We start from the raw sequence: 12,991 nt of genomic DNA on the forward strand, positions 1-12,991 counted from the left end.
CTTGATTTCGGAGTGGTAATGACAAATTCCTTGCGTCGCAGCTGGCTCGCCGCCGGTGCGCTGGCCGTGCTGCCCATGATGGCCTGGGCCCAGCCCCAGAGCTGGCCTGCGCGTCCCGTGCGCGTGGTGGTGTCCTATCCCGCGGGTGGCGTGAGCGACGTGGTCGCGCGCGCGCTGGGCGACAAGCTCACGGCGCAGCTGGGCCAGCCCATCGTGGTCGAGAACAAGGCCGGCGCCGGTGGCGCCATCGGCCTGGACCAGGTCGCCAAGGCCCAGCCCGACGGCTATACGCTGGGCTTCTCGGCGATCAGCCCGCTGGCGCTGAGCCCGCACCTGGGCAAGCTGCCTTTCGATCCCGCCAAGGACCTGGTGCCCGTGGCCAGCGTGATGTACTCGCCCGTGCTGCTGCTCGCGACCAAGCGCAGCACAGCCAAGGATTTCGGCCAGCTGATCGATCAGGCCAAGAAGGACCCGGGCAGCATACGCTGGGCCACGGCCGGTCTGGCTTCGCTGGGCCACATCATGCTCGAGCAGATCGCCTATTCGGCCAAGGCCCAGATCACCCATATCCCCTACAAGGGCGGCGGCCAGCAGCTCAACGACGGCCTGAGCGCGCAGTTCGAGGTGCTGTCGACCAATGCCGGCCCGGCCGTGCTGCAGCACATCAAGGCCGGCTCGTTCCACCCGCTGGCCGTGGGCGCGCCCAAGCGCCTGGCCTCTTTGCCCAATGTGCCCACGCTGGGCGAGCTGGGCTACCCTGCGGCCAACCTGTCGTCGCTGTTCGGCGTGTTCGCGCCGGCCGGCACGCCCACGGCCATCGTCGAGCGGCTGAACACCGAAATCAACAAGGCGCTGGCCAGTCCCGACCTGCAGGCCAAGCTGACGGCGACCGACAACGTGTCCACCGGCGGCAAGGCCGCCGAGTTCGCGCGCCAGATCGCCGAAGAGTCGCAAGCCAATGCGCGCATCATCCGCGCGGCAAACATCAAGCTCGACTGAGCATTGTGCGCTGCGCAAAAAGGCCGGCTGTCCTCACGGGCAGCCGGCCTTTTTTTGCGAGAGCGTCGGGTGAGACAGCGCGGCATCCGCAAAGGGCGAATCGAGCCGCCGCCGGGCCGTCCCTAGGCGGCGAGGGCCCCAGTGCAGCTGCGCGAAGCGCGCAAGCGTGGGGGCAATTATTCCGCGTCCAGGTTTTCTGCCCAGGCCAGCGCCTGCAGGTGGGCCCAGTTGACCTGGTGGTTGGTCAGATGCAAGGCGTTGGCATTGCGCGCAAAAGTGGCGTCGTCGCCGCTTTCGCAGGCCTTGGTCAGTTCGAGGAAAGGCGCGAACACGCCCGTGCCGTGCAGCAGCGCATCGATCACGGGCTGGGGCAGGGCCACCGATTCCAGCGCCTTGTTCAGCGGCACGCCCAGCATCACGTCGAGCAGCGAGAACACGCCGACGACAAATGCGTTGTCGGATTCCTCGGGCGGCAGCAGCTCGGCGGTGAGCAGTTCCATCAGCCGCCCGCGCACCACGGCCGTCTGGCCCACGGCCGGTGACGAGCCGCCGCCGCGCGAGGTGGTCATCAGCAGCGCGGCCCAGCGAAACAGCTTCTTGATGCCCAGGATCATCACCGCATGGCGGAACGAGGTGATCTCGCACGACAGCCCGAAGCCCGAGGAGTTGATGAAGCGCAGCAGATTGAAGGACAGCGTCGGGTCCTTCTTCAGCAGGTCTTCGATCTCGGCGGTACCGGCCTGCTGGCGCAACAGGTTGATCAGCTGCAGGATGGTGGCCTGCGACGGGCGTATGGTCTGGGCGCGCACCAGGTCGGGCTTGGCAAACCAGTAGCCCTGGAAATAATGCACGCCGAGCTCGCGCATGTGCTCGAACTGCTCGGCGGTCTCGACTTTTTCGGCGACGATCTTGGCGTTGGAATAGGTGCGCGCGAAGTTCACCAGCGACTGCGCATCCTTGAGCGCGAACGACTGCAGGTCGAGCTTGATGAACGAGGCCATGGGCAGCCAGCTCGAATAGGCGCGGCGCAGCAGGTTCTGGTTGAACGCCAGGCGGAAACCGCGTTCGCGCAGCGCATTGAAGATGCTCAGCCGGGCTTCGATCTCGGCCTGGGTCGCCCCTTCGTCGAGCGTGGGCACTTCGAGCACGACCTTGTCGGGATGGATCAGCTCAAGGTGGCCGCCGGCAAGACTCTCCTGGGTGCAGTTGATGAACACCAGTTTCTGGCCGACCAGCGCTTCGGCACCCGCATATGACAGCGCATTGAACAGCAGCGCGGCATCGCTCGCGGCGGTATGGGCATCGCGCGCGGTCGAGCGGTCGAACAGCTCGTAGCCGTAGACCTCGCGTTTCTCATTCACGATGGCCTGCCTGGCGATGACGGCCAGATTGTCATCATCGACGCCTTGGGGCAAGGCGGGCGAGGCAAGGGCACCGGGGGCAATGAAACTCATTGTTGGATTATGAAGGCAACTGCGTCGAGGGCGTGTGCATTGGATGGACAGGGGGCATGTTACAGCGGATCGGTCAGATGATCGGTCCAGGCAAGGGCCTGCAGGTGGGCGCCGTTGATCTGCGTGCTGTTGAGTTCGAGGCTGCGCGCGGCATGGTCGAAGGCTTCGTCGTCGCTGGACTCGCAGGCCTTGGCCAGCGTCAGCAGCATGGCCAGCTGGCCTTCGCCCTGCAGCAGCGCCGCGGACACGGCTTCGGGCAGGTTGATCAGCGCCAGTGCGGGCGCCAGCTGCAGCGGCAGCATCGCATCGAGCAGCGAGAACAGGCCGGTCACGAACGCCTGGTCGGCCACCTCCGCACCCATGTTTGCCTCGAGCGCCAGCAGCTCCATGAGCCGGCCACGGACCACGGCGGTCTGGCAGATGGCCGGTGGCGGGCCGCCATCCCGCGTGGCCGTGAACAGCAGCGCGGCCCAGCGGAACAGCTTGCGCAGGCCGAGAATCATCACCGCTTCGCGGAACGAGTTGACTTCACGGCGCAGACCGAAGCCCGCCGAGTTGATCAGCCGCATCAGGTTGAACGCCAGCCCTGCATCTTTCTTCAGCACTTCTTCGATGGCTTCGGTGGTGGCCTGGGTGCGCAACAGGTTGATCAGTTCGATGATGTGGGCCTGGGCCGGCGGCAGCAGCTGGGTGTGCACTTCCGACGGCCGCGCGAACAGATAGCCCTGGAACAGCTCCACGCCGTGGCGGCTCGCGGTCTCATAGTGCTGCTGGGTTTCGACTTTCTCGGCAATCAGCTGGGCCTGGGTGTTGCGGCGCGCGTACTGGACCAGCACCGCGAGCTGATCGAGCGCCAATGCCGACAGGTCGAGCTTGATGTAGTCGGCCAGCTGCAGCCAGGGCGCATAGGCGGAGTCGAGCACGCTGTGGCTGAACGCCAGGCGAAAGCCCTGGGCGCGCAGCTCGGCCAGGATGGGCAGGCGCGCGGTCACCTCGTCGCTGGCCGCATGCCCCAGCGGTGGAATCTCGAGCACCATCTGCGCCGGATTGAGCAGGTCCAGGTGACCTCCTGCAAGGCTTTCGTGCGTGCAGTTGACGAACAGCAGCTTGGTGCCCACGATGTCTTCGGTGCCCACATGCGACAGCGCGGTGAACACCAGCAGCACATCGGATGCGGCGGTGTGCACGGAAGCACCGCGCGAGCGGTTGAACAATTCGTAGCCGACCACCTGCCTGAGGTGGTTGACTATGCACTGCCGGGCAATCAGGGGCGGGGCGGAGGCGGGGACAGTGGTCGAAGGAATCATGGGTCGCAATCTAACAAGGCGAATCAGGGCATTTGCCCGAGCGCATTGATTGTAGGAACAAGTTTCGCGCCCGGGGGGTCTCAATGCGTGCGGCGTTCAGCTTTGTTCCAGCCAGCGCAGTTCGTTTTCGCTGAAGCCGGCAGCGCGCCTGGCCTGGGTGTTGAAAGGCGGGCGCAGGCGCGGCGCCTCGTAGCGACGCATCAGCTCGATGAAATGCGCTTCGGGCTCGAGGCCGTCGCGCGCGCAAAGCCAGCGGTACCAGTGATTGCCTATCGCCACATGGCCGACTTCCTCGCGCAGGATCACGTCGAGGATCTCGACTGCGGCCAGCGCGTCGGGCGTGCCCACCTGGCGCAGCTTGGCCTGGATCTGCGGCGTCGCGTCCAGCCCGCGCGCTTCCATGGTGCGCGGCACCAGTGCCATGCGCGCGACGATGTCGTCCTGGGTCTTCTCGCACATGGTCCATTGGCCCTGGTGGGCGGGAAAGTCGCCATAGTCGTGGCCCTGGGCGCGCAGGTGGGTGCGCAGCAGGTTGAAATGCTTGGCTTCCTCGGCCGCGACCTGCAGCCAGTCGCGGTAGAACGCCTGGGGCATGCCCGGGAAACGCCAGATTGCGTCCAGCGCGAGGTTGATGGCGTTGTACTCGATATGCGCGATCGCGTGGATCAGCACCGCGCGGCCATGGGCCGTGGCCGGCGAGCGCCGCGCCATTTCCGTGTGCACGCGCAGCTCGGGGCGTTCGGGATGGCCGGGCAGCGTGGCGCCGGGCGCGGGCACAAGTTCCGCGGCCGGATCTATTGAAAAATCCTGCTGCGCATACATATGCAGCGTCTGGCGGGCTTTGTGCTCGGGGTCGGCAAGGCATAAAGCCTCAAGGGCGTGTTGACGTAACTCCATCCCTACAATTCTAGGTTTTACATAACAAACGGAGACAAACCCGATGGCGATTTATGAACTCGAAGGCCGTGCGCCGCAAATGGCTGCCTCGGCCTGGGTCGCTGACAGCGCCCAGGTGATTGGCGATGTGGTGCTGGGCGAGGACGTGAGCATCTGGTTTGGCAGCGTGCTGCGTGGCGATACGGCGAACCTGCACATTGGCGCGGGCAGCAATATCCAGGATGGCAGCGTGCTGCACGCCGATCCGGGCCAGCCGCTGGTCGTGGGCGAGCGCGTCACGGTGGGCCACCAGGTCATGCTGCATGGCTGCACCATTGGCGACGAGTCGCTGATCGGCATCGGGGCGGTGATTCTCAATGGCGCGAAGATCGGCAAGAATTGCCTGGTCGGCGCCGGCGCGCTGGTCACCGAAGGCAAGGAATTTCCCGACGGCTCGATGATCATCGGCAGCCCCGCCAAGGCGGTGCGCGAGCTGAGTCCCGAGCAGATCGACGGGCTGCGCAAGAGTGCGCAGCATTACATTGACAACGCGCGCCGCTACAAGAGCGGCTTGCGCAAGCTCGGCTGAAAACCGGGCATTTTTCCAGGAACTCCTGCGTGTCTGAACTCCATAAATTCCTTTTCGATGGCCTGCCCGTGCGCGGAATGATCGTGCGCCTGACCGATGCCTGGACCGAAATCCTCGCGCGCCGCGCGGGCAACAGCGACACCGGCGCCTATGCGCCGCCGGTGCAGGCGCTGCTCGGCGAAATGGCGGCCGCGGGCGTGCTGATGCAGTCGAACATCAAGTTCAATGGGGCGCTGGTCATGCAGGTGTTCGGCGACGGCCCGGTGAAGCTCGCCGTGACCGAGGTCCAGCCGGACCTGAGCGTGCGCGCCACGGCAACGGTGCGCAGCGACCGTCCCGTGGCCGACGACGCCCATCTTGCCGATCTGCTCAATGTGGCGGGCGGCGCGCGCTGCGCGATCACACTGGATCCCAAGGACCGCCAGCCCGGCCAGCAGCCCTACCAGGGCGTGGTGCCGCTGGAGGACGCCAACGGCCGGCGCTTCGAGCGCCTGTCGGAGGCGCTGCAGTTCTATATGCTGCAGTCGGAACAGCTCGACACGGTGCTGGTGCTGGCCGCCAACGACCAGGTCGCCGCGGGCCTGCTGATCCAGCGCATGCCGGTCAAGGGCGAAGCCAACCTCGCGGCCGCGACCGAGAGCGCGGAGTCGGGCCTGGACCAGAACGGCCTGAACGAAGAGTACAACCGCATCGCCACGCTGGCCTCCAGCCTGACGCGCGAAGAGCTGCTGACGCTGGACGTCGACACCATCTTGCGCCGGCTGTTCTGGGAAGAGAAGCTGGTGCGCTTCGCGCCCCAGGAAGGCGATACCGCGCCGCGTTTTGCCTGCAACTGCAGCCGCGAACGCGTGGCCGGCATGCTGCGCACGCTGGGCCTGGACGAGATCGAAAGCATCGTGCAGGAACGCGGCCAGATCGAGGTCGGCTGCGAGTATTGCGGCCAGCAGTACCGCTTCGACCCCATTGATGCCGCGACGCTGTTCACGGGCGTCGAAAAGCAGCCGCCGAGCTCGGAAGCGGTGCAATAAGCCGCAGCATCATCCGGCGGCGTGCCGGGTAAACAAGCGCCTTTCGCAATCCGGATCGCTGCACTGCTCGCACATGGGCCGCAGCCGCTGGGCGGCCTGGCCGGGCCGGTGGCGCGCCGTGGCCTCGCAGGGCGCGACCGCGTCAATGGCCTGCAGCGCCTGCGACAGCCGCTGCTGCGGCGTAGTGCCATAGACCACGCGAAACACCAGGCCGGCGCGCGCGAGCCGGGCGCGCAGCGCTGCGTCTTCGTGCTGCTGGCGCGCCTGCAGCGGCGGCGGGCAGTCGAGATCGAGCCCGCACAGCAGCCAGCATTGCAGCGGCTGCGAGGAAAGTGGGGGAGTGGGTTCGCCCAGCCAGGCCAGGCTGGCGTTCAGCACGCTGCAATGCGGCAGCGCCAGCGCCAGATCGGCGCACAGCGCTTGTGCGCCGCTGTGGCAGGCGCCCAGCACATGCACCAGGCAGCCGGCGGGCGCGGCGGCAAGGGAGTCTGGCGCCATGGAATGCAGGTCAGCGGTGCGTGACCTGCACGAAGATTTCATTGGGCTTGAGCATGCCCAGTTCGCTGCGGGCCTTGGCCTCGACCATTTCAAGACCGTTCTTGAGGTCGTTGACCTCGACCTGCAGACGCTCGTTGTCCTGGCGCACCAGGGCGTTCGCGGCGTTCTGTCCGTCGATCTGCTCGCGCAGCTCCTGCACATAGGCCACGCTGCCATGGCCCAGCCACAGCTGCGCATGGACGGCGGCGAGAAGCACCAGCAAAACCAGCGGAACGATGCGATTGACCATGGAGATAGTGTCGGTAGCGGGGTGCGGGAAACAGTGGCGGTGAAGAAGCCCTGGCCTCTTCACCGTGGGCTGCGCCCAGCCCCTGCCTTTTTAACGCAGGTTGTAGAAAGCGTCGCGGCCGGGGTAGACGGCGATTTCGCCCAGGTCTTCCTCGATGCGCAGCAGCTGGTTGTACTTGGCCATGCGGTCCGAGCGCGACAGCGAGCCGGTCTTGATCTGGCCGGCATTGGTGCCCACGGCGATGTCGGCAATCGTCGAGTCCTCGGTCTCGCCCGAACGGTGCGAGATCACGGCCGTGTAGCCCGCGCGCTTGGCCATTTCAATGGCGGCGAAGGTCTCGGTCAGCGTGCCGATCTGGTTGATCTTGATCAGGATGGAGTTGGCGATCTTCTTGTCGATGCCTTCCTTGAGGATCTTGGTGTTGGTGACGAACAGGTCGTCGCCCACCAGCTGCACCTTGGCGGCCAGGCGGTCGGTGAGGATCTTCCAGCCGTCCCAGTCGCCTTCGGCCATGCCGTCTTCGATCGAGATGATGGGGTACTTGTCGCACCAGCCGGCCAGCATGTCGGTCCACTGCGTGGCCGTCAGCGTCATGTTGCCTTCGCCGGCCAGCACATACATGCCGTCCTTGTAGAACTCGCTGGCGGCGCAGTCCAGGCCCAGGGCGATCTGTTCGCCGGCCTTGTAGCCCGCGGCCTCGATGGCGTCGAGGATCAGCTGGATCGCGGCTTCGTGGTTTTCCACGGAAGGCGCGAAACCGCCTTCGTCGCCCACGGCCGTGCTCATGCCCTTGTCATGGATGATCTTCTTGAGGGCGTGGAACACTTCTGCGCCCCAGCGCACGGCTTCGCGGAACGTGGGTGCGCCCACGGGAATGATCATCAGCTCCTGCAGGTCGAGCGAGTTGTTGGCGTGCGCGCCGCCGTTGATGACGTTCATCATGGGCACGGGCAGCTGCATGCCGCCCATGCCGCCGAGGTAGCGGTACAGCGGCAGGCCGGCTTCTTCGGCGGCGGCGCGGGCCACGGCCATCGACACGGCCAGCATGGCATTGGCGCCCAGGCGACCCTTGTTGTCGGTACCGTCGAGGTCGATCAAGGTCTTGTCGAGGAAGGCCTGTTCGGAGGCGTCCAGGCCCAGCACGGCTTCCGAGATTTCGGTGTTGATGTGTTCCACGGCCTTGAGCACGCCCTTGCCCAGGTAGCGGCTCTTGTCGCCGTCGCGCAGCTCGATGGCTTCGCGCGAACCGGTGGACGCGCCCGACGGCACGGCTGCACGGCCCATCACGCCCGATTCCAGCAGCACATCGCATTCGACGGTAGGGTTGCCGCGGCTGTCCAGCACTTCGCGGCCAACGATATCAACAATCGCACTCATGATTTTCCTTTGAAGGTTTTTTGAATCAGGTCATCCAGCCACGAAGCGGGGCAGGGCCCCGGCCGCTGGAATCAGGCAGGGGTCTCAGGCGCCAAACTGGTTTTCGAGGAAACCGTTGCGCTTGGTCACGTCGTCGAGCGCCACCAGCGTTTCGAGCAGCGCGCGCATGTGCTTGAGCGGCACGGCATTCGGGCCGTCGGACAGCGCGTTGCAGGGATCGGGGTGGGTTTCCATGAACAGGCCGGAAACGCCCACCGCCACGGCCGCGCGCGACAGCACCGGCACCATCTCGCGCATGCCGCCGCTGGTCTCGCCGTTGCCGCCGGGCAGCTGCACGCTGTGCGTGGCGTCAAACACCACCGGGGCGTTGGTCTCGCGCATGATGGCCAGCGAACGCATGTCGCTGACCAGGTTGTTGTAGCCGAAGCTCGCGCCGCGCTCGCAGGCGGTAAACGAATCCTCGGGCAGGCCGACCTCGAGCGCCGCGGCGCGCGCCTTGGCGATGACATGCTTCATGTCGTGCGGGGCCAGGAACTGGCCCTTCTTGATGTTCACCGGCTTGCCCGACTGGGCGACCGCGCGGATGAAATCCGTCTGGCGGCACAGGAAGGCCGGCGTCTGCAGCATGTCGACGATGCTGGCCACATAGGGCACTTCCTCGACCGTGTGCACATCGGTCAGGATGGGAACGTTGAGTTCCTTGCGCACCTTGGCGAGGATCTCCAGGCCTTTTTCCATGCCCGGGCCGCGAAAGCTCGCGCCCGAGGAACGGTTGGCCTTGTCGAAACTGCTCTTGAAGATGAAGTTGATGCCCAGGCTCGAGGTGATTTCCTTGAGCTGGCCGGCCACGTCCATCTGCAGCTGCTCGGACTCGACCACGCAAGGTCCGGCAATGAGGAAAAAGCGCTGGTCCAGACCGATGTCAAAGCCGCAGAGTTTCATGGGAGTTTCCTTTGAGGAGGCTATCAGGCCTTGGCTGCGCCAACGCGCTGCTTCTGGTGCACGAGCGCGGCCTTGATGAAGGCGTTGAACAGCGGGTGGCCGTTCCAGGGCGTGGACTTGAACTCGGGGTGGAACTGCACGCCGATGTACCAGGGGTGGACGGTGCTGGGCAGCTCGACGATTTCGGTCAGGTTCTCGCGCTGGGTCAGCGCCGAGATCACCAGGCCGGCGTCGCGCAGCTTGTCCAGGTAGTTCACGTTGGCTTCGTAGCGGTGGCGATGGCGCTCGGTCACGACCGGGCCATAGATGCTGTGGGCCAGCGTATCGGGCTGCACGTCGGAGCTCTGCGCGCCCAGGCGCATGGTGCCGCCCAGGTCGGAGTTCTCGTCGCGCTTCTTGATCGTGCCGTCCTCGTCCTTCCACTCGTTGATCAGCGCGATCACGGGGTGGGGGGTCGTGGGGTCGAACTCGGTCGAGTTGGCCTTGTCGAGGCCGGCGACATGGCGCGCGTACTCGATGGTGGCAACCTGCATGCCCAGGCAGATGCCCAGGTAGGGCACCTTGTTCTCACGCGCAAAGCGCGCCGTGCAGATCTTGCCTTCGACACCGCGCGAGCCGAAGCCGCCGGGCACCAGAATGGCGTCGTACTTGGCGAGCTTCTCGCTCGCATCCGCGGCTTCGATGGTCTCGGAGTCGAGGTGGTCGATCTTGACGCGCACATGGTTGCGCATGCCCGCGTGGCGCAGGGCTTCGTTGACCGACTTGTAGCTGTCCGACAGGTCGACATACTTGCCGACCATGGCGATCTTGACTTCGCCCTGGGGATGCTCGGTCTCATGCACCAGCTCGTCCCAGCGCTTGAGGCTGGTGGGCGGAGTGTTCAGGCGCAGCTTGTCGCAGACCAGGCCGTCAAGACCTTGCTCGTGCAGCATGCGCGGCACCTTGTAGATGGTGTCCACGTCCCACATCGAGATCACGCCCCATTCGGGCACGTTGGTGAACAGCGAAATCTTTTCGCGTTCCTCGGCGGGCACGGGGTGCAGCGCGCGGCACAGCAGCGCGTCGGGCTGGATGCCGATCTCGCGCAGCTTTTGCACCGTGTGCTGGGTGGGCTTGGTCTTGAGCTCGCCGGCCGTGGCGATCCAGGGCAGGTAGGTCAGGTGCACGAAGGCCGAATTGTTCGGGCCCAGCTTGAGGCTCAGTTGGCGCACGGCTTCGAGGAAGGGCAGGGACTCGATGTCGCCCACCGTGCCGCCGATTTCGCAGATCGCCACATCGACGGCGTCGGGCGTGCCTATGCCGGCGCCGCGCTTGATGTAGTCCTGGATTTCATTGGTCACGTGCGGGATGACCTGCACGGTCTTGCCGAGATAGTCGCCGCGGCGTTCCTTCTCGAGCACGCTCTGGTAGATGCGGCCGGTGGTGAAGTTGTTGGACTGCTTCATGCGCGTTTCGATGAAACGCTCGTAATGACCCAGGTCCAGATCGGTTTCGGCGCCGTCGTCCGTCACGAACACTTCACCGTGCTGGAACGGCGACATGGTGCCAGGATCCACGTTGATGTAGGGATCGAGCTTGATCAGAGTGACTTTGAGGCCGCGCGATTCGAGGATCGCAGCAAGGGAGGCGGAGGCGATTCCCTTGCCCAGGGAAGACACCACACCGCCGGTGACGAAGACAAATTTGGTCATGTCTTTATAGAAGCTCTGCGCAGATCGAGCGGCAAGTGGACGTGAATGCACACGGCGCGACAGTTGCGCGAAGCTTGCCTTATAGGTGTTGGTAAAGAAGGATTATAGATGCGTGCCCATTTCACCCGCCCGATACGGCACCGATATACCCTGTCAAGCGCGGCCTTGTCTGCTAAATTAGGTGCATGAAAGAGTTCGCTGGCAAACATCTGGTTCTGGGTCTCAGTGGAGGCGTAGCTTGTTACAAGTCGGCGGAGCTGTGTCGGCTGCTGATCAAGGCCGGCGCGACCGTGCAGGTCGTGATGACCGAGGCAGCCGAGCAGTTCATCACGCCCGTGACCATGCAGGCGCTGTCGGGCCGCACGGTCTACGGCTCGCAGTGGGATGCGCGTGAAGCGAACAACATGCCGCACATCAACCTGAGCCGCGAAGCCGATGCCATCCTGATCGCGCCGTGCAGCGCCGATTTCGCCGCGCGCCTGGCCCAGGGCCGGTCCGACGAACTGCTGAGCCTGCTGTGCCTGGCGCGGCCCATCGAGCGCGTGCCGCTGCTGCTGGCACCCGCAATGAACCGCGAAATGTGGGTCCATCCCGCGACCCAGCGCAATTTCGCCCAGGTGGCGCGCGATGGCGCCACGGTGCTGGGCGTGGGCACGGGCGAGCAGGCCTGCGGCGAGACCGGCAACGGCCGCATGCTCGAGCCGGCCGAACTGATGGAAGAGCTCAGCGCCTTCTTCACGCCGCGCAGACTTGCGGGCCAGCATCTGCTGGTCACGGCCGGCCCGACCTTTGAAGCCATAGACCCGGTGCGGGGCATCACCAACCGCTCCAGCGGCAAGATGGGCTTTGCCATTGCGCGCGCGGCGCGCGAAGCCGGCGCCGAAGTCACGCTGGTCGCCGGCCCCGTGCATCTGCCCACGCCGCGCGGCGTGCGCCGCATCAACGTGGAGTCGGCCGAGCAGATGGGCATGGCCGTGGAGCAGGCGGTCGACGCCGCCACCGTCTTCATTGCCACCGCGGCCGTGGCCGACTGGCGCCCGGCCCAGGCTTCGCAGCAGAAGATCAAGAAGGACGGCTCGGGCGAAGTGCCGGCGCTGGCCTTTGTCGAGAACACCGACATCCTGGCGCGCGTCGCCCAGTCGCCGCGCGCGCGCGCCGGCCAGCTGTACTGCGTGGGCTTTGCCGCCGAAAGCCACGACCTGCTGGCCCACGCCACCGCCAAGCGGCTGCGCAAGCAGGTGCCGCTGCTGGTCGGCAACATCGGCCCGGCGACGTTCGGCCAGGACGACAACGCCCTGCTGCTGATCGATGCCCACGGTCACCGTGAACTTCCCCATGCGTCCAAGCGCGTGCTGGCCCAGCAGCTGGTTGCCGAGATTGCCCAGCGCCTGGGCGGCGCGCAGTCCACGCTGCGCCCCGGCGCTTCACAGGTGCTCACATGAACCCCTGGACCAACAACCTGCCGCCTTTCAAGGGCCGCGGCAAGACGCCGCTGGGCCCGCAGACGCCGGTAAGCCTGACCAGCTCCGATTACAGCGGCCCGGCCGACGGCGACTTCGTGCGCTATGTCGAGCAGCTGCTGTCGAACGCCGAAAGCCAGCGCCTGGCGCATGCCCGCCCGAGCGCGCCGGTGCATGACGCACGCGCGCCGAAAGCCCCCGCGACCGGCAATCCGGCCGGCGCGCGCCGCCACCCGGCGCAGGCCTCCAAGACTGCCGCGGCCGACAGCCTCGAGCGCCTGCGCTCCCAGGCGCAGCAGGCCGCCAACAAGCCCGCGCTGAAAGTCGGGCTGAAGCTGTTGCCGCTGCTGATCTGGCTGCCGGTGGTGGTGGCGCTGTTCTTCTGGCAGGGCGGAATGATCTGGCTGATCGGCCTGATCCTGATCGGCAGCTGGATAGTCAATATCTTTCGCAAGCTGCTGGGCAGCAAGAAGGGCTGAAC

General features: G+C 65.8%; 13 protein-coding genes. 5 read left to right on the plus strand and 8 right to left on the minus strand.

Annotated features, from left to right (window positions below; all coding sequences use genetic code 11):
• The first annotated feature begins 18 nt into the window (after positions 1–18).
• A complete protein-coding gene (locus ACSVDO_RS05430; RefSeq protein WP_489595260.1) occupies positions 19–999 on the plus strand; it encodes a Bug family tripartite tricarboxylate transporter substrate binding protein in 981 nt (326 codons plus the stop codon).
• Positions 1,000–1,175: 176 nt separating this feature from the next.
• Here ACSVDO_RS05430 and ACSVDO_RS05435 read toward each other — a convergent pair whose 3' ends face one another.
• From ACSVDO_RS05435 to ACSVDO_RS05445, 3 genes are all read right to left on the minus strand, one after another.
• A complete protein-coding gene (locus ACSVDO_RS05435) occupies positions 1,176–2,453 on the minus strand; it encodes an EAL and HDOD domain-containing protein (RefSeq protein ID WP_332535000.1) in 1,278 nt (425 codons plus the stop codon).
• 59 nt (positions 2,454–2,512) lie between these two features.
• Positions 2,513–3,760, minus strand: coding sequence for an EAL and HDOD domain-containing protein (locus ACSVDO_RS05440; protein WP_332534999.1), 1,248 nt, complete (start codon positions 3,758–3,760; stop codon positions 2,513–2,515).
• Positions 3,761–3,856: 96 nt separating this feature from the next.
• Positions 3,857–4,657 carry a ferritin-like domain-containing protein gene (locus ACSVDO_RS05445; protein ID WP_332534997.1) on the minus strand — a complete coding sequence of 267 codons (801 nt, stop codon included), beginning with the start codon at positions 4,655–4,657 and terminating at the stop codon, positions 3,857–3,859.
• Positions 4,658–4,700: 43 nt separating this feature from the next.
• Here ACSVDO_RS05445 and ACSVDO_RS05450 point away from each other — a divergent pair, with 43 nt between their 5' ends.
• Positions 4,701–5,225 (plus strand): gamma carbonic anhydrase family protein, encoded by a 525-nt coding sequence (locus tag ACSVDO_RS05450; protein ID WP_332534995.1) that lies wholly within the window; start codon positions 4,701–4,703, stop codon positions 5,223–5,225.
• A 29-nt stretch (positions 5,226–5,254) separates the two neighbouring features.
• Positions 5,255–6,253, plus strand: coding sequence for an Hsp33 family molecular chaperone HslO (gene hslO / locus ACSVDO_RS05455; RefSeq protein ID WP_332534994.1), 999 nt, complete (start codon positions 5,255–5,257; stop codon positions 6,251–6,253).
• Between the two features lie 9 nt (positions 6,254–6,262).
• On the opposite strand, the gene ACSVDO_RS05460 is transcribed toward hslO, so the two are convergent.
• The 5 genes from ACSVDO_RS05460 to pyrG all read right to left on the minus strand — a co-directional run bounded on the left by ACSVDO_RS05460 (position 6,263) and on the right by pyrG (position 11,050).
• Positions 6,263–6,751, minus strand: a complete 489-nt coding sequence (locus ACSVDO_RS05460; RefSeq protein ID WP_332534992.1) for a hypothetical protein — start codon at positions 6,749–6,751, stop codon at positions 6,263–6,265.
• Between the two features lie 10 nt (positions 6,752–6,761).
• Positions 6,762–7,040 carry a septum formation initiator family protein gene (locus tag ACSVDO_RS05465; RefSeq protein WP_213304313.1) on the minus strand — a complete coding sequence of 93 codons (279 nt, stop codon included), beginning with the start codon at positions 7,038–7,040 and terminating at the stop codon, positions 6,762–6,764.
• 90 nt (positions 7,041–7,130) lie between these two features.
• On the minus strand, positions 7,131–8,417 hold the full coding sequence (gene eno, locus ACSVDO_RS05470; RefSeq protein WP_489595263.1) for a phosphopyruvate hydratase: 1,287 nt from the start codon (positions 8,415–8,417) through the stop codon (positions 7,131–7,133).
• Between the two features lie 84 nt (positions 8,418–8,501).
• Positions 8,502–9,359 (minus strand): 3-deoxy-8-phosphooctulonate synthase, encoded by an 858-nt coding sequence (kdsA, locus tag ACSVDO_RS05475; RefSeq protein WP_213304307.1) that lies wholly within the window; start codon positions 9,357–9,359, stop codon positions 8,502–8,504.
• Positions 9,360–9,382: 23 nt separating this feature from the next.
• Entirely contained in the window at positions 9,383–11,050 is a 1,668-nt protein-coding gene (gene pyrG / locus ACSVDO_RS05480) for a CTP synthase (protein ID WP_332534989.1), read from the minus strand.
• A 185-nt stretch (positions 11,051–11,235) separates the two neighbouring features.
• Here pyrG and coaBC point away from each other — a divergent pair, with 185 nt between their 5' ends.
• Complete coding sequence (gene coaBC, locus ACSVDO_RS05485; protein WP_489595266.1) at positions 11,236–12,492, plus strand: bifunctional phosphopantothenoylcysteine decarboxylase/phosphopantothenate--cysteine ligase CoaBC; 1,257 nt, start codon at positions 11,236–11,238, stop codon at positions 12,490–12,492.
• Positions 12,489–12,989: a hypothetical protein gene (locus ACSVDO_RS05490; protein ID WP_332534985.1), complete on the plus strand. Its 501-nt coding sequence runs from the start codon at positions 12,489–12,491 to the stop codon at positions 12,987–12,989. The genes coaBC and ACSVDO_RS05490 overlap by 4 nt, the downstream gene beginning before the upstream one ends.
• The last annotated feature ends 2 nt before the right edge of the window (positions 12,990–12,991 follow it).

The organism is Comamonas sp. DB36 (assembly GCF_057914905.1).

Coding starts and splice junctions, on each gene's coding strand:
- ACSVDO_RS05435 (WP_332535000.1), bottom strand. CDS start 2,453: ATGAGTTTCATTGCCCCCGGTGCCCTTGCCTCGCCCGCCTTGCCCCAA.
- pyrG (WP_332534989.1), bottom strand. CDS start 11,050: ATGACCAAATTTGTCTTCGTCACCGGCGGTGTGGTGTCTTCCCTGGGC.
- ACSVDO_RS05445 (WP_332534997.1), bottom strand. CDS start 4,657: ATGGAGTTACGTCAACACGCCCTTGAGGCTTTATGCCTTGCCGACCCC.
- ACSVDO_RS05460 (WP_332534992.1), bottom strand. CDS start 6,751: ATGGCGCCAGACTCCCTTGCCGCCGCGCCCGCCGGCTGCCTGGTGCAT.
- eno (WP_489595263.1), bottom strand. CDS start 8,417: ATGAGTGCGATTGTTGATATCGTTGGCCGCGAAGTGCTGGACAGCCGC.
- coaBC (WP_489595266.1), top strand. CDS start 11,236: ATGAAAGAGTTCGCTGGCAAACATCTGGTTCTGGGTCTCAGTGGAGGC.
- ACSVDO_RS05465 (WP_213304313.1), bottom strand. CDS start 7,040: ATGGTCAATCGCATCGTTCCGCTGGTTTTGCTGGTGCTTCTCGCCGCC.
- ACSVDO_RS05490 (WP_332534985.1), top strand. CDS start 12,489: ATGAACCCCTGGACCAACAACCTGCCGCCTTTCAAGGGCCGCGGCAAG.
- ACSVDO_RS05430 (WP_489595260.1), top strand. CDS start 19: ATGACAAATTCCTTGCGTCGCAGCTGGCTCGCCGCCGGTGCGCTGGCC.
- ACSVDO_RS05450 (WP_332534995.1), top strand. CDS start 4,701: ATGGCGATTTATGAACTCGAAGGCCGTGCGCCGCAAATGGCTGCCTCG.
- kdsA (WP_213304307.1), bottom strand. CDS start 9,359: ATGAAACTCTGCGGCTTTGACATCGGTCTGGACCAGCGCTTTTTCCTC.
- ACSVDO_RS05440 (WP_332534999.1), bottom strand. CDS start 3,760: ATGATTCCTTCGACCACTGTCCCCGCCTCCGCCCCGCCCCTGATTGCC.